This window comes from Clostridium sp. LIBA-8841 (assembly GCF_034439435.1).
Classification (GTDB): Bacteria; Bacillota; Clostridia; order Clostridiales; family Clostridiaceae; genus Sarcina.
On record NZ_JAPCKJ010000004.1, the window covers coordinates 399,476 to 424,912 of the forward strand.

Genomic DNA, 25,437 nt, shown 5'->3' on the forward strand with positions numbered 1-25,437 from the left:
TTAAATATATTATAAAAAGTACTATACACCTCTTTTTTACTAACTTATGAAAACTTTTTTATTCAATAGCTATGTTAGCATTTCTTATTCCTTTATAAAAAATATATACTGTAAGCATTATATATGGCTGTAGCCAAAAAGCACCTATTCCCAAAGTTAGTAATGCTAAAATCCCCCATCCAACAAAACTTAAAATCATAATAACGTATTTTAACTTATAATCTTTAGTTACTTCCCAACTCATATTTATTGCCTCTATAACTCCTATTTCATCATCTTCTGTTAATATAATTGGTATTGTGAATATACAGGCTTCTATAAAAAGCCCTAAAGTAAGCAATATTACAAAAAATATAAACATTAAAAATACACTTTCACTAATAAAAGATGCAGTTGTAAAAATCATAGTTAATACAAGCAATCCTATGCCTAAAACCACTCCAATTAAAATATTACATAAAAAAATCTTAATTGCAGCTTTAAAACTCACAAAACAATCTAAGTATTTTACTTTCTCATCTGTTTCAGTTAACTTAATACAATACTTAATGAATGCTCCATTCAAAAAGGAAGATACTACTGCAACTATAATCCACCCAAATATAGGTATTGGAGATAAGAAAAAACTTACTAGCATTGATGAAATAGTAACTACTAAACATGCACCTGCTGCATTTCCCCATCTTCCCCTTAATAATTCTTTAGCTTTTAATTTACATTCTACTCTATCCGTCAATAGATAGCGCCCCCTATAAATTGATTAATCAGATAAATCTAATTACTTCTATATACTATTCATATCAACTAATAATTAATACAAAAAATAAAAGGTTATACTTAGAACCTACTTACAAAACCAAAACATTTATTTTTAGTTAAGTACGGCTCTATATACAACCTTTTATTTTTGATTATATCTTATAGTCCAAAAATATCAATAATTTAAAATTATTGATATTCTCCTACCATATGCTTGTAAAATAAATATGTTGATAGAGTCATGTATGGTGTTAACCATAACCATCCTATCCCTAAAGTTATACAGGCTAATATAATCCACCCTATGAAGCTTAATAAAAATACAAAGTATTTCCACTTAAATCCTCTTGAAATATATATTGCCTTTCTTATTCCATCTATTATTCCTATCTCTTCATTTTCTATAAAGATAAATGGTAGTGTAAAGAATGTTAATGTATAATATATAGAAATTATAAACTCAATTATCACTCCAATTATAGCAATTATTGAACTTTTAGAAACTCCACCTATTGCAAAAATTATGATTGGAATTATTACAACAATTAACCCTACTATAAATTGTGCCACTGCAGCTTTAATTAATACTGATCCACTAACAAAACAATCATTATATTTAACCTTTTCATCTGTTTTAGTAAGCATAATACAATATTTATTAAATGATAGATTTAAATAATATCCTAAGATTGCTCCTAATATCCACCCTAATATAGGTATAATGTATAATATTACACTAGCTAAAGTTGCCAATACTAAGAATATAAATACTGCACCTACGGCATTTCCCCATCTTCCATTTAAAAGCTCTTTGGCTCTAATTTTACTTTCAGCTCTTTCCATAGAAAGACCTCCTTTATCTTGTTTTGTAATAATTACAATATTACATGCAATATATTACCTATATGTTAATATATTATATATTTTATCTATTATTTGTTAATATATAAATATTATTCTAAAGTCTGTTATAATTTACTCAACAATATTTTTTATTATAAATATATTGATTTTTATTGAAGAAAGGTATTAAATTTATGAGATTAAAATATTTTATTTTAACAATTTTGACCATGCTTTTAGGCCTATTATCTAGAAAATTCATGGCATACCTACCTGATTTAATAGCACCTTATTTAGGTGATATACTTTGGGCAACTATGGTTTACTTTGGTTTTAGATTCTTATTTCCCAAAACCAAAACTAAAATTTGTTTTCTTATTGCTATTATTTTCTCCTTTGGAATAGAAATTAGTCAACTATATCAAGCTCAGTGGATTAATAATCTAAGGGCTACAACATTAGGTGCCTTAATTCTTGGACACGGCTTTCTTTGGAGCGATTTAATATGTTATACCATAGGTGTTTTTATTGGCTGTTTTATAGATAACATTGCTCTAATAAAATCTCAATAAAAAAAGCCCTAAGGAGTAGCAAAAAACCTTAGGGCAAAATAGAGGTATCTACAATAGCAACCAAAATTTATAATGAATAGTTTAAAGCGGCAGACTTTAAACTATTATTATCTTATATTCACTTCTTAATTAAAGTATTCCTATTGCAAGTATTAATGATGCAAATACAATAGAAATCATAGACATTAATTTTATTAATATATCAATAGATGGTCCTGTAGTATCTTTAAATGGATCTCCTACAGTATCTCCTACAACCGCGGCTTTATGGCAGTCTGAGCCTTTTCCGCCTAATACTCCACTTTCAATATACTTCTTAGCATTATCCCAAGCTCCTCCTGAATTAGCCATCATTATAGCTAGTACAAATCCAGTTACAGTTGAGCCTGCTAAAAGCCCTGCCACTCCATTAGGTCCTAATAATAATCCAGTAATTATAGGAGTTAAAATAGCTACCAAAGCTATTGGTATTAATTCTCTTTGAGATGATTTTGTACATATATCAACACATTTTTCAAAATCAGCTTCTTCCTTTCCTTCCATAAGTCCTTTAATTTCTTTAAACTGCCTTCTAACCTCAACAACTATCTCAGAAGCTGCTCTTCCAACAGCATCCATAGTTAGTGCTGAGAATACAAAGGTAACCATTCCACCTAAAAATAGTCCTATTAAAACCTGTGGATTTATTATAGAAAGATTAAATGTAAAATCTAATCCTTGTGATTTAACTATATTTTCTACAGAATCTTTGTATGCTGCTATGAAAGCTAATGCTGTTAAAGCAGCTGAGCCTATAGCAAAGCCTTTTCCTGTAGCCGCTGTAGTATTTCCTAATGCATCTAAAGCATCTGTTCTCTTTCTAACCTCTGGGTCCTGTTCAGTCATTTCTGCTATCCCACCAGCATTGTCTGCCACTGGTCCATAAGCATCTGTAGCTAAGGTTATTCCCAATGTAGAAAGCATACCTACGGCTGAAATAGCTATTCCATAAAGACCTAAGCTAAAATCTTTTGATCCACCAGAAACTAAGAAACTAATAACTATAGAGATTGAAATTATTATTACAGGAAACGCTGTTGAAATCATTCCTAATGATAATCCACCTATTATAGTTGTGGCTGAACCTGTCTTAGTCATATCAGCCAATTTTCTAGTAGGTTTATAATTATCACTTGTATAATACTCAGTAAAGTACCCAATTAAAATTCCAGCAATTAATCCAGATAAAATACTAAAATAAATTCCTAAATTATTTTCTCCAAGTATTAATTTAACTATGAAGAAAGCTGAAATAGCAACTAGTATTGCTGCTATATATGTTCCTCTTCTCAAAGCTCCAAGAAGTGATTTTTGACTTGCATCCTCTTTTGCTTTAACAAAGAAAGTTCCAATTATACATGCAATTGCTCCCACTGATGCAATAGTTAAAGGAAGCACTACTCCCTCTAATCCTAAACCTGCTGACACTGCTAAGGCACAGGCTGAAACTAATGAACCTACATAGGATTCATAAAGGTCTGCTCCAAGACCAGCTACATCTCCAACATTGTCTCCAACGTTATCTGCTATAACAGCTGGGTTTCTATGATCATCCTCTGGAATACCAGCCTCAACCTTTCCAACTAAGTCAGCTCCTACGTCAGCAGCCTTTGTAAATATTCCTCCACCTACTCTAGCAAAAAGAGCCATAGATGAAGCTCCCATACCAAAGGTAAGCATAGCAGATGTTATTTGACCAACCTTTTCAACCTCAGGTAATGCAGCATAATACCAATCTAAAATATAATACCAAACACCTAAATGAAGAAGAGCTAAGCCAACAACTACTAGACCCATTATGGCCCCACTAGAGAAAGCTATTTTAAGAGCTCCATTTAAGCTTTTTTTAGCCGCCGTAGTTGTTCTTGAATTTGCATTGGTTGCAGTCTTCATTCCAAGATAACCACTTAAACCAGAGAATAATCCACCAGTCACAAAAGCAAAAGGAACAAACATTGATAAGTAACCCATAAAACTTAAAATCATTAAAAGTGCAAACATTCCTAAAAAGAATAATGAAACTCCTTTATACTGTCTTATTAAGAAAGCATTTGATCCTCTTTTGATTTTTTCTGCGACAGCTCTTATATCACTATCACCTTCATCACATTTCATTATTTTTCTTCCTAAGTAAGCAGCAAATAGAAGTGCTATGATTGAACATATTGGCACTAAAAGCATAAGGTCCATTTTCATCTCCCCCTATTTAATTAATCTTTTAAAATAAGCCTATTAAAAGTTAATAAAGACTTAAACATAAATATCAATAGAAATAATTCTTATCTAAACCAAATCTATAGCTATATATGATTAATTTAATCGACCTTAACAAACGTTTACATAATACTTGTGAAATTAAATAATTTGCTAATCTTACTTACAAATTTAATATACTTTAATTATAAACTAATTTGGTAAAATTTGTAATAAAGAAAAACTATTCTTTTTTTAATTTAACTATGGTTCTCTCTGCTTATCTAATACATACTAAATTTTATTAAGTTTTAATTTTGACTCTATTCTTAATGTATTTATTTACTTTCTAAAATATTACAACTTAATATGAATTAACTACTATATAATTTAATTCTTCTTACCAGTAAAATTTAATAGTAAAAGTTATTCTCTATAACTAAATTTTCAATATTGAGAGGGATTATAAATGAACAAAGATTCAAAACTTTTTAAGGAACTAAATAATTCTGAGTTAAGTATATTAATTGATAACTACTTCGGAATTAATACTAAATTCCAAGCAGATTTAATAACAGGAGGACTATTTAACACTACCTACTGTATTAAATTGTTAAATACTAATGAAAAGTTTATACTTAGAGTCGGTCCAGTAAACACAGATTTACTTCTTCCATTTGAAGTAAATTTAATGAAAGGTGAAGAATATGTTTACTCTCTTTGTGAAGCCAATAATATACCTAGTTCAAAAATTTTAAAATGTGATGTAAGTAAAAAATTGATACCTAGAGATTACATGATTATAGAATATATAGATAGTAAACCCTTTTCTGAATTAAAACTTGATAAAGAAACTGAAAGCTTTTTATACAATGAAACTGGTAAATATATTAGTAAATTACATCAAATAACTTCAAAAAAATTTGGAAGAGTTTATGATGTTTTTAATAATAATGGCTTTGATTCTTGGAGCGAATTCATATTTGATGAGTTCCAAAAGGTAAAAAGTAAACTTAAAGAATTTAATATTTTCACTGAGAAAGAACTAAACTCTTTTGAAGTTATTATAAAGGAAAACTTTAATTTATTAGACGAAATTAAAACACCACACCTTGTTCACTGTGATCTCTGGACAGGCAATATATTGATTGAATCTTATAATTCTAAACCTAAGGTAGCAGCAATTATAGATATAGATAGAGCTTTATTTGGAGATGCAGACTTTGACTTCGCAAATCCTTGGATTATAAATGAAGACTTTTTAAATGGTTATGGTATGACTTCAGATGATTCTCCTAATAAAACAACTAGGAAGAATATTTATAGATTAATGTATCATTTGATAGATGCTTATGTGTGGAAAATAGAATATAATAATCCTATTGCCTCTGAAAATGAGAAGCTTAATGCTATTAAATTGCTAAATGATATTGTTAAATAAAAATATTTGATATGAAAAGGTAGAGAGACTAAATATAGTACTCTCTACTTTTATTTAACTAAGATTTTTGGCACATCTATTAGTAATAACATATTAAAAGTATATAATAGAAACAAATATAGAAAGGAGGATTTAGTGAATAATCCTTTTAAATTTCACTAGAAAAATTATGATTACTTTAGAAAATGTATTTAAAACCTATAAAACTGGTGATGTGGAAACCCATGCCTTAAGAGGTGTTAGTCTTTCCATAAATGATGGCGAATTTATTGTTATTCTCGGTCCAAGTGGAAGTGGAAAAAGTACTTTATTAAATGTTATAAGTGGATTAGATAATATAACATCTGGAAGTATTAAATTTAATGGTGAAGAAATAAGTAAATATAAAGAAGATAAACTTACTGAATTCAGAAGAGATAATTTAGGTTTTATTTTTCAACAATATAATCTACTTCAAAATTTAACTGTTTATGAAAATATTCAAATGGGTGCTGATCTTAGTAAAAATCCATTAGATATTAATGAAACACTAAAACATGTTGGTTTAGAAAGTTCAAAGGATAAATATCCATCTCAACTTTCAGGTGGACAACAACAAAGGGTTTCCATAGCAAGAAGTGTTGTTAAGAACCCTAGCATAATGTTTTGTGATGAACCAACAGGTGCCTTAGATGAAGAAACAGCTAAGCAAGTATTAAATTTACTTCAAAAACTTAATAAAGAGTTAAAAACAACTACTGTAATAATAACTCATAATCCAAGTATAGCTAATATGGCTGACACAGTAATAAGAATGAATTCTGGAAAAATAGAAGAAATATACAAAAACAAAGAAAAACTTACTGCTAATGAGCTTAAATGGTCATAGGAGGATACTATGTTATATAAAAGTGTGTTTAAAACCTTCAAGAAAAAATGGGCTCAAATCTTAGCTATTGGATTAGTTATCTTTATAAGTTCATTTATTTATACAGTTATGGCATATGCCATAGATGGATTAAAAAAGCCTACAGAAGAATTTTTTAAAGAAAGCAAGCTAGAAGACTTCTCCATTGATATGTATACTGGACTAACTCAAAATGAAATGGAATATCTTCTTAAAAACAATCCTTCCCTTGTATCCGAACTAAGTGGGAGTTTTTACTTAAGTGATATAAAAAGATTAGATGAAAATCTATTTAATGAAATAATAGAAAATAGAAAAGAAGAATTTCTTTCTGACTATAATGGCTATGAATTAGAGCTTAGAGATTACAAAGACATCGACTATACTCTTAATGGAAAAGGAAATAAAGGAAGAGTTTTCAAAAATGGAATTACTATGAACCTTACTTATATCGAAGAAGGAAGGAAAGCTGAAAAAGATGATGAAATAACTATTGATAAGACCTATGCAAAAAATAATAATCTTAATATAGGTGATTATTTAGACTTAAATGGTAAGAAATATAAAATAGTTGGTTTCTCACTGCTTCCTGATTATAACTTACCTTTACTAGGTACAGATCTTATTATAGATAATAAAACTCAAAGCTTTATTATTATGACAGATAAAGCCTTTGATGAGTTAAAAGGTGACGAAAACTTTCATTTTTCTGGAGTTTCTAAAGGAGAATGGAATGAAAGTAAGTTTAAAACTGACATAGTTGATACTTATAAAGATAAAAGTAATCTAAATTTCATAACTAGCATTGTATCGACTCAAAATCAAATGAGAAGCGGTGGAATATATCTAGAACTTAAAGGTGGTAAAGCTATGAGTATGGGATTAAGTATAGTTATATCCTCCATAGCCATATTAATTGTTGCGATTCTTATTTATAAGATTTTAAGAGAAGAAAAAGGACAGATTGGTGTTCTTAAGGCCTTAGGATATAAAAACAAAAAAATAGCTAAGCCCTACATAGTGCTTATTCTATTAATGTCTTTACCTATGCTTATCTTAGGATATATAGGGGGATGGCTAGCTGCTGAACCACTAAAAAACATGTACCTAATGTTTTACCTATTACCATCAGTTCCTATAAGAGGTAATTTTGTAGTAGCTCTTACAGCTATTATTGTTCCATTAATCTTCTTCATAGGACTTTCTTCAATATTAATAATAAAAATGCTTTCTAAAAAGGCATTAGATTTACTTAGAAACTCTGAAACAAACAAGGTTTCGTTCTTAAATAAACTTACAAATAAAATACTTAAGAATGCTAAAGGTAAAACTAAATTTAAATACTCTTTTATCTTTAAGAATACAGCTAAATTCTTAGTATTCTTCTTTGGAGTGCTATTCTCAACTATCTTAATAGTTATGGCTTTAATGATGAGTAGCGTATTTAATAATCTTGGAACTAAGTATTATGAAAGAGTTGGTTATAATTATGAAGGCTTTATAGATAATACTAAGGAACTTCCTAAACTTAGTGCTGGAGAAGAAAAATTCCTACAGTATCCAAGTGCTTTGTATAAAGATGAAATGATAACCTTAATTGGATTATCTGAAGATAATAAACTTCATAAGCTTTATGATAAAGATAATAAGGATATTACTAAGGATTTAGATGATGGTATTGTAATGACTAGTAGCTTTGCTCTTAAAAATGGAATAAAGGTTGGAGATACAATAAAAGTTCAAATCAGAAATAAAGAAGATTCTTTAAAAATAGTTGGAGAAACTGATGAATATATTGGAGATAAGCTTTATATTTCTAGAAAAGAACTTAGTGAATTAATAAGTGATGAAAAAAATTCCGATCTTTATAATGGAGTTTTCTCAAAAGAAAAGTTAAATAGTAATGATTATGTAAGTGTTGTAAATAAAAACATAATACTTGAACAAAGTAAATCAATGCAAGGCTTTGTTAGAGTTTCAATATACTCAATGATAGCAAGTGCTGTATTTATAGCAGTAATAATAATGTTTGTCCTAACTTCACTAACTATTGAAGATAATACTTATAGTATCTCTCTACTAAAAGTTATGGGATATAATAAAAAAGAGGTTAACTCAATGATTCTAGATAGTTATAAGATATATACAATAATTGCTTACCTAATAGGACTACCATTAACCATAGTAAGCATGAACTTTGGAATGAAATATCTAGCCTCTGAATTTGGCATGATACTTCCTGTGAAACTTAGTCTACTACAAGCCATTTTAGGTTTTGTAATAGTTCTAATAATCTTCTATTTAGGAACATTTAGTGCTAAGAGAAAAATCAATAAAATCTCATTACAAGAAACATTAAAAAGAGAATAAACTAAAAGAATTATAAAAAATGTAAAACTCATCCTGTTAAATAGACATTATTAAAAATACTTTATTAAGTCTACTTAACAGGATTATTCTTATTCTAATTTCCACAGCTTATTCTCAAGCTTTTTTTCTTTTTTATTACATTTAACATAACTAACATTAAATTTAGTTTTTCTGGCTAGTTCTACTATTTCATCCCCTGTAAAATCGTTCTTTTTAAATTTAATACAATACTCATATTGACCCGACTCTTTTGGAAATAAGATAAATTACATTTTCTTCTTAAACTTCTTTAAAAAGACAATTTCTTTAAATATAAGTCAAATTAAACTTTATAAACTAACTATAAAACAATAAAAAATAATATTTTTAAACAAATTGTTAATAATTTTTCTCGTTATATCTATTAATTTTCTGTAAATATGTTATTATTAATATGAACCTAGTCCACAATCAAAGTTAGTAATTTTCATATATTAAAACAAACCAATAATATAAGATTTTTTTTAATATATGAAAACTTCAATTTAAGGACAGGCTATAAAATTTTATTCTAATTTAAGAAAGAAGGTTTTTTTATGCCTAAATTATTAATTCCCGCTATTATATTTATAACATTAGCATTAATATTTTACACAATCGGTGTTTGGAGTGAACACAGAGCAGGTATCTTAAAGAAAAAACATGTAATAATCTTCTGGTGTGGTTTAGTATGTGATACTCTTGGTACATATACAATGAGTAGAATCGTTGCATCCGGAACTGACACTAGCATTACTACAACAGACCTTTTAATACATCAATCAACAGGTATGCTTGCTATTATTTTAATGCTTATACATGCTGTTTGGGCAACAATTGTTCTAAACAAAGGTAGTGAAAAAGCAAAAGCTATATTCCACAAATTCAGTTTAGTAGTTTGGTTCATATGGCTTATCCCATACTTCGTAGGTATGTATATCGGAATGACATCATAAAAAATAAGAGCCTATTTATGGCTCTTTATTTTTTTATAAGGCTTCGTTTTAAACTAGTGTTGATTTTTAGATAGAACTGTAAGACCATCTTAATGAGCAGTTAGTATTGCATTATATGCGTAAGAATAATAGCGTTAAGAAGCTTTTTCTGTTTGAGCGTAGCGAGTTTAAAAGCTTTAGCTATTATTCTGAAGCAGTTGATAGTAATACTTTGCTAAATTAAGCTAGGTCTGAAGGGCTAGCTAAAAATCAACATTCACCTAAAACAGAGTCTTTTATTGCTAATTATAATCTTTATTACTCACAAACCTTACCTGGGTTTAAAATGTTATTAGGATCAAAGGCCAATTTTATTCCTCTCATAATATCAATTGTAGCTTTATTTAATGATTCATCTAAATATAGTTTTTTAGCTAATCCTATACCATGTTCTCCTGAAACTTGTCCATTAAGTTCTCTTTGTTTTCTATAAAGTATTTCCATAGCTTCACTAAGCTTTTTCTTCCATTCTTCTTCTGATAATTCATCTCTTAATATATAAATGTGTAAGTTTCCATCTCCGGCATGTCCAAAACTTCTTATTCTTATATTAAGGTCTTTTTCTACTTCATGAGTGAATTTTACAAACTCGGCTACCTTATTTCTTGGTACAACAACGTCTACCTCATCCATTTCACTTGTTGAAGCTTTTATAGCCTCTAAGAAAGCTCCTCTAGCTGACCATATTGATTCCTGTCTTTCCTCTGTATCTGATATAAATACATCTAAGGCTCCTTCTTTTAAACATATATCAGCCACTTTTTCATAGTAACCCTCAACCTCTTCTTTAGAGTTTCCATCAAAGCTTAATATTAAATAAGCATCTGCTGAGCTATCAGGAAATTTCTTCCCTAAGAATTCCTCTGCTGATATTATTACCTCTCTTTGCATAAACTCTATAGCTGTAGGTACATTCTTTGATTTTATTATTTTAGGAACTGTTTCTATTGCACTTTCTAAGTTCTTAAATGGAACTAATAAACTTATTACTTTTTTAGGTAGTGGTAAAAGTTTTAAAATTATCTTAGTTATTATTCCTAAAGTTCCTTCTGAACCAACCATTAAATCTTTCAAACTATATCCTGAGCTATTTTTAACAACCTTTCCACCTAGTTCTAAAACCTCTCCGTTTGGAAGGACAACTTCCATACCTCTTACATAGTCTCTTGTTACTCCGTATTTAACGGCTCTCATTCCTCCTGCATTTGTGCTAACATTACCACCTATAGTTGCTGTTTTTTCTCCTGGATCAGGTGGATAGAAGAAGTCATGCTCCTCAACAAACTTAGCTATTTCCATAAGAAGAACTCCTGGTTCAACTGTAAGAGTTAAGTTATTTTCATCTAATTCTAATATCTTATTCATTCCACTTAAATCTAAAAGGATTCCTCCGAATATTGGTACTGCAGCTCCAACAAGGCCTGTACCTGATCCTCTTACTGTTACAGGAATATTATTTTCATTGGCATACTTCATTATAGCTACAATCTCATCTCTATCCATTGCCTTAACAACAATATCCGGCATATGTCTTTCAGAACCTAATTCATCATGGGAATAATCTTCATTTATTTCTTCTCCAAGAAAAACTCTCTCATCATCATTTATTATTGCTTTTATAAATTCAATACCCTTGTTATTTATTTTATTGTAGTTCATATTAAAGCACTCCTTCCCCTTTTATCTTCTCAATAAGCTTAGGAACAACCTCATAAATGTCTCCAACTATTCCATAGTGAGCAACCTTAAATATAGGTGCTTTTTCATCTTTATTTATTGCAAATATATGATCTGAGTTATTCATTCCTGCTACAAATTGAATAGCTCCAGAAACGCCACAAGTTATTATAAGTTTTGGTCTTACTGTTCTTCCACTTAACCCAACTTGTTTATTTGCATCAGCCCATCCTGATTCTATAAGTGGTCTTGTAACTGCAAGCTCTCCTCCTACTAAATCAGCAAGTTCCTTTATCATTTCTAAATCTTTTTCTGATTTAACTCCTCTACCTGCCACAACTATTACCTCAGCATCTGATATGCTATGTTCTTTAGCCTTTTGTTTGATTTCTTTAACCTCTATATTTGATTCTAACTTATCTTTTTCTATTTCAAAGTATTTAATCTCTCCAGTACATTCTTCATTTCTTTCTGGAGCAGACATAACCTTATATCTAACTGTTGCCATTTGAGGTCTTGAATTTGGAGTTACTATTTGTGCCATAATATTACCACCAAAGGCAGGTCTTATTTGAACTAAATCTGTATTCTCTTTTATATCTAATATAGTACAGTCTGCTGTAAGACCTGTTCTACATCTTGCTGCAACTCTTGGAGCTAGTGATCTACCTAATGTTGTTGCACCAACTAATATTGAACATGGTTTAATCTTGTTTATAAAGTCATAAAAAACAGCTGTATATGGCTCTATTCTAAAGTTTTCAAGTTCTTTATAATCATATACAATAACTTCATCTACTCCATAATGTAAAAGCTCTCCAGCCTTGTCTTTTATTCCATTCCCCATGAATAAACAATATACTTTTTGATTAACCTTATCTGCAAGTTCTCTAGCTTTTCCTATAAGTTCTAAAGTTACTGGATGAATTTCTCCATTAACATGATCAACATAAACTGCTATACCATTCCATTCATCTTTGTTTACTAAAACCTTGTCCTCATCTTCTACGAACTCAAAAGCTCCTTTAGGTCCTTTTCTAACACAAACTTTACACATTCTACAACTTGCATTTATTTCAACTTTACCATCTACTATTTCCATAGCTCCAAAAGGACATATTTTTATTACACTATTTACATCATCTATTTTATCTTGATGAACTACTAATCTTCCCATGATTCTTACCTCCTAAATAAACTTAAGCTCTCTTAATTTATCTTCCATCTTTTCACTAAGCTCTGATGAATCACCTATCCAAATTTCATGTTTATCATTATTGCTTGGTGGAAATATTCTCTCAACCTGAGTTGGTGATCCATTTAATCCATATTTTTTCTCATCTTTATCTTCAAAATCACTTAAAGATATTACATTTATTTCTCTTTCATTGGTTTCAACTTTCTTTTTATAGGAAGGTAATCTAGGTTGAAAAATATCTTTATCCACAGTTAAAAGACAAGGATATTTAACTTCTAAAACTTCTATTGTATTAGGCATATCCATTTCAACTTTAATAAAATCATCATTAACATCTAAAATCCTTCTAACATTAGCTACATGAGGAATCCCTAAATATTCAGCCATTTCAGGACCAACCTGTGCTGTATCCCCATCAGTGGTTTGCTTACCACAAAGAATAATATCGAAGTCTCCACATTTTTTAACTCCTTGAGATAATGTATATGAAGTTGCTAATACATCGGCACCAGCAAATTTTCTATCTGAAACTAAAGTTCCTTCATCAGCCCCCATGGAATAGGCCTCTTTTATTACAGCCTTAGCTTGTGGTGGTCCCATACTTATAACTTTTATATCTCCACCTTTTTTCTCCTTTATCCTTAGCGCAGTCTCCAAGGCATATAAATCATATGGATTCATTTTAGAATCTACTCCATCTCTCTTTAAAACTCCTGTTTTTTCATCAACTTCAACCTTTGAAGTACCAGGAACTTGTTTGATACAAACCATAATCTTCATAAAAATCACTCCATTCCCTTTCTAACTCTATTTAATTGTTTATTAATTTAAAATAGAGACTTTAAATTATATAATTTTCTAATAAACGTTTTCAAAAAACTATGTGAAAATTAAGCTTCCTACATAACTTATTACACCTAATAAAATCACATATACTATACATACCTTTAATGTAGAGTTTAATATCTTTCCTTCTTTTCCAGCTAATCCTGTGGCAGCTGTTGCTACAGCTATGCTTTGAGGAGATATCATCTTACCAGCGGTGGCTCCACAAGTATTAGCAGCTGTTAACCATGCTGGACTTATTCCTAAAGAATTTGCAGCCTGTGCTTGAAGTTCACCAAATAAAACATTGGCAGAAGTATCACTTCCTGTAACAAAGGTTCCTAAAGCTCCAATAAAAGGTGCTATGAAAGCATAAAATGAACCAGTTACCATGACGAGAACAGTTGCTATGGATGCAACCATGCCACTATATCCCATTACTTTTGCTAAGGCTATTATTGAAAGTATTGTTATGGTGGACTTACCCATCTGTTTCATTGTCTTTCCCAAGATTTCAATCATTTCTTTAAAAGGAGCTCTTTGTATAAACCCTCCAATAAATGCGGCTATCAATATTAATACCCCTGGTGTTGTTATCCATACAAAGGTATATGGTTTAGCCCCTACTCCTGTATAAATATTGACTGAGGTCTTTATTTCATTTAATTTGTCATATAAGCTTGGAAATAATGGGCTAACTCCAATTATTATTACCAATATTAATATAAATGGTGAAAATGCTATTAGCACTTTTTTTAACTCAATTTTTTCTTCATTCTTCAAATTTTCACTTTTTTTATAGAATTTTTTTGCTATGAAAATTGTGACTAATAAAGAAACTATTGATCCCAAAACTGCTGGCAATTCAGGTCCTAAAAATTTTGCTACAATAACTTGTACAATACCAAAAGAAAGACCAGAAGCTAAGGTTATTCCAAATACCCCTTTTATGCCTTTCAAACTTTTCTCAGTTAAAGCAACCAATACAAAAGGAATTAACACCACAAAGAGAAATAATTGTATTACTACATAATAACTTAGTGGCTTTATAGGAATTCCTGATACATTAGATAACGTTATCACCGGAAGGCCAATCGCTCCAAAGGCAGTAGGAGTTGTATTAGCTACTAGGCAAATAACACATGCAAAAAAAGGATTAAATCCAAGGGCAGCCATTATTCCAACTGGAATTGCAACAGCTGTTCCAAAGCCAGCTACAGCTTCTAAAAATCCACCAAATCCCCATGCTAATATAAGAACCAGTATCCTTTTATCATCACTAACATCTGTTAGCATTGACTTTATAACATCCATAGCTTTTGTATGGACAACTAAGTTATAAGTAAATACTGCAGCTATAATAACTATCATTATTGGCCAAGTTCCCAAGGCAATGCCTTCTAAAGCCGCCGTTAAAGAATCTTGTATTGGCATTTTCCAAAAAAGTATGGAAAGTATTATGGTAATTATTAATGCTATTGGACATATTTTATGAGCTGGGATTTTAAGAGCTCCAAGACCTATAATTAGAATTATTATAGGTATAAGAGCAAGGAAAAACATAAGATACGTATTCAATTTTTTCACCTCTCATATAACCTTTATACCATTCAAGCAATTTGGTATGACCAATTTTATTTTATAAAATATAGCATATTAAAATAATATGCCATATTAAAATTTGTATACCAAACCTCTCTTTTATACCCTAAATTAACCATATACCTTTTAGATATTTTAGTCAATTTATCAAGTTATTATATAAGCTTATAATAGATTAAAAAATACTTTAATTTTAAATGAAGTTTGTATAACTAAATATTTTCCTTTATTAATTCAAAATGCTCCTGCATATGTTTATATGCAGAATAGGCATCTCTATTTTTTATAGCTAAATATATCTTTTCATGAAAATCTAATAATTTTCCCTTATTATTTTCATTGCTTAAAATAGCTCTTCTTCCTTCACTTATAAATTTGTCTACTAATTCAGAAACGCCTTCTAATAGATTTGTTATAAGCACATTATTTGCTCCCTTAACAATAATGCTATGAAATTCGCTATCAATTCTAACATTCTCTTCTTCATTAGTAGATGTTTTAAATCTCTCAACAAGTTCACCAAGTTTTTTCAAATCTTCTTCTGATATTCTCATTACAGATAAAAATATAGTTGATAACTCTAGAACTTCTCTTAGTTCAAATATATCTTTATTAGTTCCATTTTGAAGCATAAATACTATAGAAAGCGGCTCTAATAATACATCATCAAATTCTTCTCTTATATAATTTCCTGCACCCTGTCTACTTTCTATTAATCCAACAACCTCTAGTGCTCTCATAGCTTCTCTTATAGAAGTTCTACTTACTTGTAGTTCCTCTGCCATAACTCTCTCTGTAGGAAGTTTATCCCCTTTTTTTATTTGTCCTACTCTTACCATTTCTTTTATTTGATCAACAACCTGTTCATAAACTTTCGTGTTTTTAACTGGTTTAAACATCCTAACAATCCTTTCTAAATAAAACCTTCTAACTTTTCTGATCTTTCATATGCTTTCTTTATTATATCCTTTGGATATCCTATATAATCTAATAATTTTATAGCATTTCTAGTTTTAGAAACTCCTTTTTTAAGCTTATAATCAAAGCTTAAACCTTCTTTACTATTAACACTTTCACTAAAATAATAAAATTCATAATTATTCTTTAATATATCAACTAATTCTCTATCATGAGTAGCCACTATAGATATACTATTTTTCTTATTTATATAAGTAAGTATTTCAGCTGAAGCTGATATTCTCTCTATAGGATTTGTTCCTCTAAATATTTCGTCAATTGGACAGAATACTGGTAAGTCATTATCTAATGCCTTTATTATTCTTAAAATTGACTCTGCCTCTGCCATGTAAAAACTCTTACCACTACTTAAATCATCATTTGGACTTATTGAAGTTACTATATTTAATATAGGTGCTTCATATTTTTCTGCCAAAACAAAATCAAAGGTTTGAGCCAAGATCATATTTACTCCTAACATTCTTAAGAAAGTAGATTTACCTGACATATTAGTTCCTGTAAGAACAATTCCTCTCTTATTCATACCTATTGAGTTAGCTACTGGATTTTCTATAATTGGATGTATTCCATTTTTAATTCTTAATGTAGTCTCTTTTATAAATTTAGGTTTATTAATTCTATCTTTTTCTTCTACTTCATAGCTTCCAACAGATATTATAGCCTCAATATTGCCTAAATCTCTATAGAGATTTAAAATTGAAACTTTATTATTCTCTATAGCATCAGCAGTTTTATAATAAGCTGCCTCTTCTAATAAAAATAATAAAGATATAAATTCAAATACTCCCCCCCACATATTAGCGAAGCCTATTATTTGAGTATTTCTATCTATGGATTTTAACTTATTTAAATTTTCATTTATTTCTTCTTTAAAGCTATCTAAGCCTTTATCTTTAATGGCCATTATTTTTTTAGCTGATTTAATTACTTTTCTTAAATAAATTAATCCATTAGATTTAATATGTTCTCTTTCTTTACTATTTAAATACATATTAAAAAAACTTAAAAACATAAATATAAGCATTGCTCTTATATCTACGAATATAGCAGTAAGTATTAGTATTGCTGGTAACACCTTACCTAGTATTGTATATGCATAGTACTTAAATTGATTAGATTCTATTAATTTCTCATCTATCATATCTAGTAGACTATTTTTCTTATCCATTCCTAAATCAAAAAATATTCCTAAAATCTTAGTTCTTACTTTTTCATTTTCTTTAAAATACTCTATGGTATTATTTCTATCATTCAACTTTTTTTCATCATTCAAAGGATGTCTAAGCATTGAATAAAGTGCAGCTTCTCCTACACTGCTGTAGTTTCTATCTAACTTTGAATAAACCTTATCCAAATCTAAATCATGCCAAGTTTGTTCATCTATATGATATTCTCCTTTTTCGCTCATATCATATAATTTTCTTATGTTCTTAAAATTTCTTTTTTTATCCATTGGCTCTGCATAATCATATCTTATTAACCTTAACATTCTTTCTCTTGGAAAAATCTGCTCTTTTAAAGACATTAGTAAGGTTTTATCATTTTCATAACTCATCTTAAAGCTCCTCATTAACATAAAAAATTTATTGTCTTAATTATATAGTTTTTTCTAATAAAAGGGAAATTACTTGCAATTTAAAATTTGCTTTTATTATAGACATAATTAAATAAAGCCTAGAGTTGCTTACCCTAAGCCTTATTCTCTATTATTTTTTTAGAAACTTAGAACTTCGTATTAAAAAGTATGAAATTCAAAACTTTAAAGCCTAATTCAAACACTTCATTTACATCTACTTGTGAAAAGTCATGTCCACTATTTTCTAAAGTTAAGATTTGAACGTTATTTCCTTCAGCTTTACTCTTATTATATAAGTCAATAGAATTGCTGTAAGGAACTAACTTATCTTGGCGTCCATGAACTATTAATGTCCTAGGTAAATTAGGTTTAATATAATTTATTGGACTATATTTATTCATGTATTCTTCTATACTTTGATTTCCTCTTAATTGACTTTCTGTTTTTGCTATAGAATTATTTAAATCCCATGATGCCATCCCCATATCTAAAGTATCTAGTTCTGTTGGGCCAAAGAAATCTACTACATATTTAACCTTTGATGGATAATTAGCAAGTTCTTTGTCATCAACAAATTCATCCTCCTCACTATATGTTGCTAATAGAGATAAATGAGCTCCAGCAGAAGCCCCTATGACTCCTATTTCATTTGTATTAAATCCATAAGTATCCTTGTTTTTATAAACCCATCTTATAGCATCCTTAACATCTGATGCCTGTTTATCGAAATCAACCTTATTACTAGCAAGTTCATATCCTACGCTTATTATAGTATATCCTTCTTTTCTAAAAGAATCTAAAAGAGGTGCTATAACATCAGGAATTACCTTATCTCCATAAACCCAGCTCCCACCATGAACATATAGAATTACTGGTGAACCATGCTTTAACTTCTTTTCTGGCCCATAAATATCTAAAGCCTGTGGTTTTCCATTAGTATCTTTATAAACCACATCTTTAAAATCCATATCTTCACTCATTTTCATATTTTTTAACTCATCTATACTTGGTGGATTTTCTTTTAAAGCTACATATTCTTTTCCTATGTTTATATAAAATCCTATTTGTCCTCTAAAATAATAAGCTAAGGCTCCAACTACTATTATTAAACTTAAAAACAATACTCCTATCACCTTTAAAAATTTTTTCATCTTATTCCCCCAATACCTATTAATCTATAAATTTTAATTTATTTATTACTCAAAATCATATCAAAAGTTTCACTGTTAAATTTTATAAAAAAGTTACGTTTTAATAAGATATTTCTTTATTTTGAGAAGATTTTATAAATTTACTCCCCATACAAAGAGAAGTTTTAATATTTAAAATAACATAAATTAATAAAAATAGAAATAGAAAAACTCTGGACTTTTAACCAGAGTTTTTCTATTATCAAACTAAATCTTTTTTTTATATGCTTCTAAAGTTACTTTTACTTATATATTAAGATTCTCTAGCGTAAGCTATTCCTACACTTTTAACACCAACATGTACACCTATAACTGCACTAATTTCACCTATCATTGAATCTAAATCTAATTCATCTTTAAGTCTCTTAGCTAAATCCTTAGCCTCGTCTTCAGCTAATATATGACATACAACTGCTTTCTTTATTCCTTTTTCTTTTAAATCATGTCTAGCTACGTCTATAATCTTATCTATAGCTCTCTTCTTCGTTCTAACTTTATCCATTACTACAACAGCACCTTCTTTAACTGTTAATATTGGATTTATTTTTAGAACTTTTCCAAATAATGCGGCAGCTCCACCTATTCTTCCACCTTTTTTAAGATTATCTAAAGTACCTGGAATAAATATAATCTCTGATTCTTTTATAGTATTTCTAACTATTTTTGAAACTTCATCAAAATCTTTTCCTTCTTGAGCAGCCTTTGCTCCTTCTAATACACCGATTCCAAGTGCCATTACTGAAGTTTGAGAATCTATAAGATCAATCTTAACATCAGGATATTTTTCTAAAATCATATCTTTTATTATATGTGATGTTGTATATGTTCCACTTAATTTAGATGATATAAACGCTGCAACTATATCATGACCATCCTTAGCAAATTTCTCAAAAGCATTATAGAATTCATCTATTGATGGTTGAGATGAAGTTGGAAGTTTATCACATTTCGCTAGCTCGTCATAAAAAGCTTCACTATCTATGTCTACCTCCTTATAACTTTTTCCATTCATTATAACGCTTAAAGATACTATCTCTACTCCGTACTTTTCTGCTAAATCTTTTGGTATGCAGCTAGTACTATCTGTAATTACTTTAACAGCCATATATTCCTCCTAAAACTTAAACACATTCTTTTAGTTCTTTAGATTTAACCATAATATCAAAATTAAATCCTATTACTAATCACTATACATAGTGCTATTACTTATATATTTATGCTTTTTCTTTATATTATATTTTATCTTAGTTTATTAATTATATAGCTTATAAGTTTATATAAATCACTTAGATAAATTTAATCAAGAGAAGAATCTTACCTCTCTTAATTATCAACTCTTATACTAGTCCATAAGCTAGTTCCTATAAAATGTCATAGGAACTAACTTCTTGGTTCTAACAATCTATTATTCATTTTAACATTTAATTTAAATTTGTAAAACGTTTTTCACTATACTAATTATTTTATTAGATAAATTCAACGTAATTCCTTCGTGAAATATACTAATTAACTAATTGTTAGCAATTTCAATACTCACTTTTATAGATCTAATATCAAAATTACCACCTAAATAGACCTATGATTTACTTTACATGCAGTAAAATTTATTTTACTTAGTATTTTTCTTTAAGTCCTTTATTATATCTCTAAGCTCAGCGGCTCTTTCAAATTGAAGATTTTTAGCTGCTTCTTTCATTTCTTCTTCATATTGTTCTATAAGTTTTTCTATCGGAATATCTTTCTTACCGGCTTTTTTAACCTCAGTTTCATAGCTTTCTTTTTCTTCTGAAACCTTAGTAGCCTCTATTATATCCCTTACTCCCTTAATTACAGTAGTTGGAGTAATTCCATGTTCTTCATTATATTCCATTTGAATAACTCTTCTTCTTTCTGTTTCTTTAATAGACTTATTCATAGACTTAGTAATGTTATCAGCATACATTATTACTTTACTTTCAGAGTTTCTAGCCGCTCTTCCTATAGTCTGTATTAAAGATGTTTCAGATCTTAAGAATCCTTCCTTATCAGCATCTAATATAGCAACTAAAGCAACCTCTGGTATATCTAACCCCTCTCTTAAAAGGTTAATTCCTATTAATACATCAACTTCTCCAAGCCTAAGTTCTCTTATTATCTTCATTCTTTCTAATGTATCTATATCTGAATGCATATATGTAGCCTTAACATTTAAGTCTTTTAAATACTTAGTTAAATCCTCAGCCATTCTCTTTGTAAGAGTTGTTATAAGAACTCTAAAACCTCTTTGTACAGTTCTTTGGATTTCTCCATAAAGATCATCAATCTGTCCTTGAATAGGTCTTATCTCTATTACAGGATCTAAAAGTCCTGTAGGTCTTATTATTTGTTCTGCCACAGTCTTAGAATGATCTATTTCATAGTCTCCTGGAGTTGCACTTACGAAAACTACTTGGTTTATCTTACTCTCAAACTCAGTAAATTTAAGAGGTCTATTATCAAAAGCACAAGGTAATCTAAAACCAAAATCAACTAAAGATGTTTTTCTTGACCTATCCCCTGCGTACATAGCTCTAACTTGAGGTAATGTAACATGGCTTTCATCTATAAACATTAAGAAATCTTCAGGGAAATAATCAAGTAAGGTTTGAGGTGGAGTTCCAGGTGCTCTACCATCTAAAATTCTTGAGTAATTCTCTATTCCTTGACAATATCCCATCTCTCTAATCATTTCTATATCATAGTTTGTTCTCTGTTTAAGTCTTTGTGCCTCTAGTATTTTATCCTCAGCTGTAAGAACCTTTAATCTGTCTTCAAGTTCATCTTCTATTATACTTATTGATTTTTCTAGTGTTTCATGAGAAGCAGCAAAGTGAGATGCTGGAGTTATAAGCACATGTTGTCTTTCTCCAATTATATTTCCTGTTAAAACATCAAACTCTCTTATTCTATCTATTTCATCTCCAAAGAACTCAACCCTAATCCCCTTTGATGATGAAGAGGAAGGAATTACATCTAAATTATCTCCTCTTACTCTAAAGGTTCCTCTGGCAAAGTCTATATCGTTTCTTTCGTATTGTATTTCTATAAGTTTTTTAATAACTTCATCTCTATCCTTAACCATTCCGGGTCTTAATGAAAGAGTAAGTTTCTTATATTCTTCTGGGTTACCTAGTCCATATATACATGATACTGAGGCAACTATTATTACATCTCTTCTCTCTAAAAGTGCTGATGTAGCTGAGTGACGCAACTTATCAATTTCATCATTAATAGATGCATCTTTCTCTATAAAAGTATCTGTTTGAGGCACATATGCTTCTGGTTGATAATAATCATAATATGAAACAAAATATTCAACTATATTATCTGGAAAAAATTCTTTAAACTCAGCACAAAGTTGAGCTGCTAAAGTCTTATTGTGTGCCAATATAAGTGTTGGCTTTTGAGTTCTTTCTATGATATTTGCCATAGTAAAAGTCTTTCCTGATCCTGTGACTCCTAAAAGAGTCTGTCCTCTATTATCACTTTCTATAGATTTTACTAAAGTATCTATTGCCTTAGGTTGATCACCAGTAGGCTTAAACTTTGATTGTATTTTAAATTCTCCCATAACTTTCCCTCCTTGCTATAAAAGGGCTGTATCAAATTTACTTTTAATTAATTATGTAAATATTTGATACAGCCACATTAAACCATTATTTATTTTTTTGCCTCTTCATCATTATTAGCTTTTCTAAGTTTTTCTAACAACTCATCAATTTCCCTATCAAAAGATACTCCTTTTGGAACTAATACTACTCCAAATAACTTACCTCTATCTTCGCCTGTAATAATATGCTTCTCAATAGTTCCATTATTTTTTCTTATCTCAAGATCAACTCCATAAAAATTCTTTTTTATTGCCATAAAGACTTCTTTTTCATTTTTAGGAGTTTCACCATTAACCTTGATTATTTTATCTCCACTTCTCAATCCTTTTGTATATGCAATAGAATTTGGAAGTACATCTAAAATACATATCTCTTCACTATTTGAAAAATATAATGGTTCTCTCATAACTTCTAGTTTTCTTTCTATATTAAGTCTTAATTCATATAGTAAAGGAACTAAAACAATTAATATAATGGTAAAAACAAGATTTTCTCTTAATAAATAAGCTAATATTATAACTAATATACCATATACAATGTTAAATAATCCAGAACTCAAAGTCTTTCTTCTCTTACTTTGAGTAAATGTAGATGACTCATATGAAGTTACTCCATACGCTGCTATAGTTCCTAAGGCTGTTATACTCATTATAGTAAGAGCTTTTTCTCCATAAAAAAATGGTAACCATTGTGGAAAATCTTTAACTTCATTGATTATTGAAAGCCCACTATTAGTTCCTAATACAACTAAAAGACATACAGGTAATGCCCAAAATCGTCTAAAACTAAATCCACCAACAAGCTCTCCATCCTTTTGAGTAAATATAGGCAAGTATCCTTTATCTCCATCAATCATTGTTAGGATTCCTTCAACAATTGAAAATACTCCTATCAATGCAATTATTGATGTTAAATTAATAGAGAAACTAAAGCCATTCCCCAAATATTCAGCATTACTATTCAGTAAGACACCTATTACTCCTAATACCGGGGCTATATATGGTATTTTAATAAATCTATTTTTATACACAATAGAAAATACTGATACTGTTAAAATAATGTCTATTAAAGATCTATCTTCAAAAGTTACTCCTAAAAAACTTAGTAATAAACTTGCTATTACACCACCTAGTATTCCCATTAAGCTTTGTAATAAAGTCATCTCAAGAGGAGACTGTACGCTCCTCCCAAGCATTAACTTTTGCATAAATGCTATTTTCCTATTTTTAAAATAGAATAAGATAGCTATTACTATTAACATTAAAGATAAGGTAGGACTTATTAATGCGTATGATATTGCCCTTATATTTTCTATAAGTAAATTCATTTTAAGTCCTCCAAAATTTTATTATTTTACTTTTCCTTGTATGATTTCTAAAGCCTTTTCAAACTGTGGATCGGTACTTCTTGAATATGGACTTTCCTTAAGCTCTGCTGGATACTCTACTGTAACATCAGGTGCTATACCTTTTTTGTGGATATTCTCTCCATTTGGAGTATAATATTTTGAGATAGTTACCTTTAAAGCAGTTCCATCCTTTTCTTGCCCAATCTTATCTAAAACAACTTGAACTATTCCTTTTCCAAATGTTGTTGTTCCAACTAAAGTACCTAAATCATAATCTCTAATAGCTCCTGCAACAATCTCTGATGCAGAGGCAGTTCCTCCATCAATTAAAACAACTAATGGCATACCTTGTGCTATTCCACCTTTAGATACGCTTTCTTCTTTATTGCCATACTTATCTATTGTAGACACTATAACCTTATCCTTTGGAACAAAGTTTGATACTAGATCTACACATTCCTTCATAAACCCTCCTGGATTTCCTCTTAAATCAAGTATTAATCCCTTCATTCCTTTATCTTCTAAAGCTTTTAAATGATTCTCAAAATCTTTTGCTGTTCCTTCATCAAAAGCTAATACTTGAATATACCCAATATCTCCATCAATCATTTCACTTTTTACGTTAACTGTCTTGACTACATCTCTCATGACATCAACATCAAATTCGCCTTTACCTTCTCTATATAATGTTAATTTTATATTTTCTTTTGTAGTTCCTTTCATCATTGATACAGCTTTATCTAATTCTTCTCCTGAGACTGCTTCTCCATTAATCTTTAGTATAACATCTCCTGTTTTTACTCCTGCCTTTTCAGCTGGACCGCCTTCAATAGGTGAAGCAACTACTATTTTATTATCCTTAACTCTTACTTGAATTCCAACTCCCATATAGTTTCCTTGACTTTTTTCTTTAAAATCTGAAAACTCTTTTTCATTCATATAGTAAGTATATTGATCTCCTAAAGATGCAACCATACCTTTTATGGCACCTTCGGCTAATTTGCTATCATCTATTTGACCATCATACCATCTATAAAGCATTTCTCTTATCTCTAATACCTTTTTGAAATTTTCTGTATCATTCACATTTTCTAATGATGCCTGAACAGTATTAACATTAGTTATTGGTAAAACTCCAAAGGCAGTAAGCCGATTACCAGCATAAACAGAAATTCCAACTATAAGAGCTAAAGCTACACCCATGGCCACAACTCTCAATCTTTTTTTCATCTTATGATTTTTATTATTCTCATTTTCCTTTTTTTCATCGTCTTTATGACTCATAAAACCCACCCTTT

19 protein-coding genes are annotated in these 25,437 nt (G+C 29.5%); 5 read left to right on the plus strand and 14 right to left on the minus strand.

Annotation, left to right across the window (positions count from 1 at the left end; genetic code table 11):
- Positions 1-58: 58 nt before the first annotated feature.
- Together OIF33_RS12775 and OIF33_RS12780 are read right to left on the minus strand one after the other, a co-directional pair.
- Positions 59-736, minus strand: a complete 678-nt coding sequence (locus OIF33_RS12775) for a DUF975 family protein (protein ID WP_322504646.1) — start codon at positions 734-736, stop codon at positions 59-61.
- A gap of 212 nt (positions 737-948) precedes the next feature.
- On the minus strand, positions 949-1,602 hold the full coding sequence (locus OIF33_RS12780) for a DUF975 family protein (protein ID WP_322504647.1): 654 nt from the start codon (positions 1,600-1,602) through the stop codon (positions 949-951).
- Positions 1,603-1,796: 194 nt separating this feature from the next.
- Between OIF33_RS12780 and OIF33_RS12785 the strand changes: the two genes are divergently transcribed.
- Positions 1,797-2,174 (plus strand): DUF2809 domain-containing protein, encoded by a 378-nt coding sequence (locus OIF33_RS12785; protein ID WP_322504648.1) that lies wholly within the window; start codon positions 1,797-1,799, stop codon positions 2,172-2,174.
- A 129-nt stretch (positions 2,175-2,303) separates the two neighbouring features.
- Here the strand turns inward: OIF33_RS12785 and OIF33_RS12790 are convergent, their stop codons facing one another.
- Positions 2,304-4,403: a sodium-translocating pyrophosphatase gene (locus OIF33_RS12790; protein WP_322504649.1), complete on the minus strand. Its 2,100-nt coding sequence runs from the start codon at positions 4,401-4,403 to the stop codon at positions 2,304-2,306.
- A 472-nt stretch (positions 4,404-4,875) separates the two neighbouring features.
- Between OIF33_RS12790 and OIF33_RS12795 the strand changes: the two genes are divergently transcribed.
- The 4 genes from OIF33_RS12795 to OIF33_RS12810 all read left to right on the plus strand — a co-directional run bounded on the left by OIF33_RS12795 (position 4,876) and on the right by OIF33_RS12810 (position 10,077).
- Positions 4,876-5,847 (plus strand): fructosamine kinase family protein, encoded by a 972-nt coding sequence (locus OIF33_RS12795; RefSeq protein ID WP_322504650.1) that lies wholly within the window; start codon positions 4,876-4,878, stop codon positions 5,845-5,847.
- A 169-nt stretch (positions 5,848-6,016) separates the two neighbouring features.
- The gene (locus OIF33_RS12800; RefSeq protein WP_322504651.1) at positions 6,017-6,715 is read left to right on the plus strand and encodes an ABC transporter ATP-binding protein; all 699 of its coding nucleotides are present in this window, start codon (positions 6,017-6,019) and stop codon (positions 6,713-6,715) included.
- A gap of 9 nt (positions 6,716-6,724) precedes the next feature.
- Positions 6,725-9,103 carry an ABC transporter permease gene (locus OIF33_RS12805; RefSeq protein ID WP_322504652.1) on the plus strand — a complete coding sequence of 793 codons (2,379 nt, stop codon included), beginning with the start codon at positions 6,725-6,727 and terminating at the stop codon, positions 9,101-9,103.
- Positions 9,104-9,678: 575 nt separating this feature from the next.
- The gene (locus OIF33_RS12810; RefSeq protein ID WP_322504653.1) at positions 9,679-10,077 is read left to right on the plus strand and encodes an HsmA family protein; all 399 of its coding nucleotides are present in this window, start codon (positions 9,679-9,681) and stop codon (positions 10,075-10,077) included.
- Between the two features lie 297 nt (positions 10,078-10,374).
- Here the strand turns inward: OIF33_RS12810 and OIF33_RS12815 are convergent, their stop codons facing one another.
- From OIF33_RS12815 to OIF33_RS12865, 11 genes are all read right to left on the minus strand, one after another.
- Positions 10,375-11,775, minus strand: coding sequence for an FAD-binding oxidoreductase (locus OIF33_RS12815; RefSeq protein WP_322504654.1), 1,401 nt, complete (start codon positions 11,773-11,775; stop codon positions 10,375-10,377).
- 1 nt (position 11,776) lies between these two features.
- Positions 11,777-12,970: an electron transfer flavoprotein subunit alpha/FixB family protein gene (locus OIF33_RS12820; protein ID WP_322504655.1), complete on the minus strand. Its 1,194-nt coding sequence runs from the start codon at positions 12,968-12,970 to the stop codon at positions 11,777-11,779.
- Positions 12,971-12,982: 12 nt separating this feature from the next.
- A complete protein-coding gene (locus OIF33_RS12825; protein ID WP_322504656.1) occupies positions 12,983-13,771 on the minus strand; it encodes an electron transfer flavoprotein subunit beta/FixA family protein in 789 nt (262 codons plus the stop codon).
- Between the two features lie 99 nt (positions 13,772-13,870).
- Positions 13,871-15,394 carry an L-lactate permease gene (locus OIF33_RS12830; RefSeq protein ID WP_322504657.1) on the minus strand — a complete coding sequence of 508 codons (1,524 nt, stop codon included), beginning with the start codon at positions 15,392-15,394 and terminating at the stop codon, positions 13,871-13,873.
- A gap of 236 nt (positions 15,395-15,630) precedes the next feature.
- Positions 15,631-16,317, minus strand: a complete 687-nt coding sequence (locus OIF33_RS12835) for a FadR/GntR family transcriptional regulator (RefSeq protein ID WP_322504658.1) — start codon at positions 16,315-16,317, stop codon at positions 15,631-15,633.
- A gap of 14 nt (positions 16,318-16,331) precedes the next feature.
- A complete protein-coding gene (locus tag OIF33_RS12840; protein ID WP_322504704.1) occupies positions 16,332-17,885 on the minus strand; it encodes a MutS-related protein in 1,554 nt (517 codons plus the stop codon).
- Positions 17,886-18,118: 233 nt separating this feature from the next.
- Positions 18,119-19,123: an alpha/beta hydrolase gene (locus tag OIF33_RS12845; RefSeq protein WP_322504659.1), complete on the minus strand. Its 1,005-nt coding sequence runs from the start codon at positions 19,121-19,123 to the stop codon at positions 18,119-18,121.
- Between the two features lie 292 nt (positions 19,124-19,415).
- Positions 19,416-20,267, minus strand: coding sequence for a DegV family protein (locus OIF33_RS12850; RefSeq protein WP_322504660.1), 852 nt, complete (start codon positions 20,265-20,267; stop codon positions 19,416-19,418).
- 504 nt (positions 20,268-20,771) lie between these two features.
- A complete protein-coding gene (uvrB, locus tag OIF33_RS12855; RefSeq protein ID WP_322504661.1) occupies positions 20,772-22,751 on the minus strand; it encodes an excinuclease ABC subunit UvrB in 1,980 nt (659 codons plus the stop codon).
- A gap of 89 nt (positions 22,752-22,840) precedes the next feature.
- A complete protein-coding gene (locus OIF33_RS12860) occupies positions 22,841-24,118 on the minus strand; it encodes a PDZ domain-containing protein (RefSeq protein WP_322504662.1) in 1,278 nt (425 codons plus the stop codon).
- Between the two features lie 21 nt (positions 24,119-24,139).
- Complete coding sequence (locus OIF33_RS12865; RefSeq protein WP_322504663.1) at positions 24,140-25,423, minus strand: S41 family peptidase; 1,284 nt, start codon at positions 25,421-25,423, stop codon at positions 24,140-24,142.
- Between the last annotated feature and the right edge of the window lie 14 nt (positions 25,424-25,437).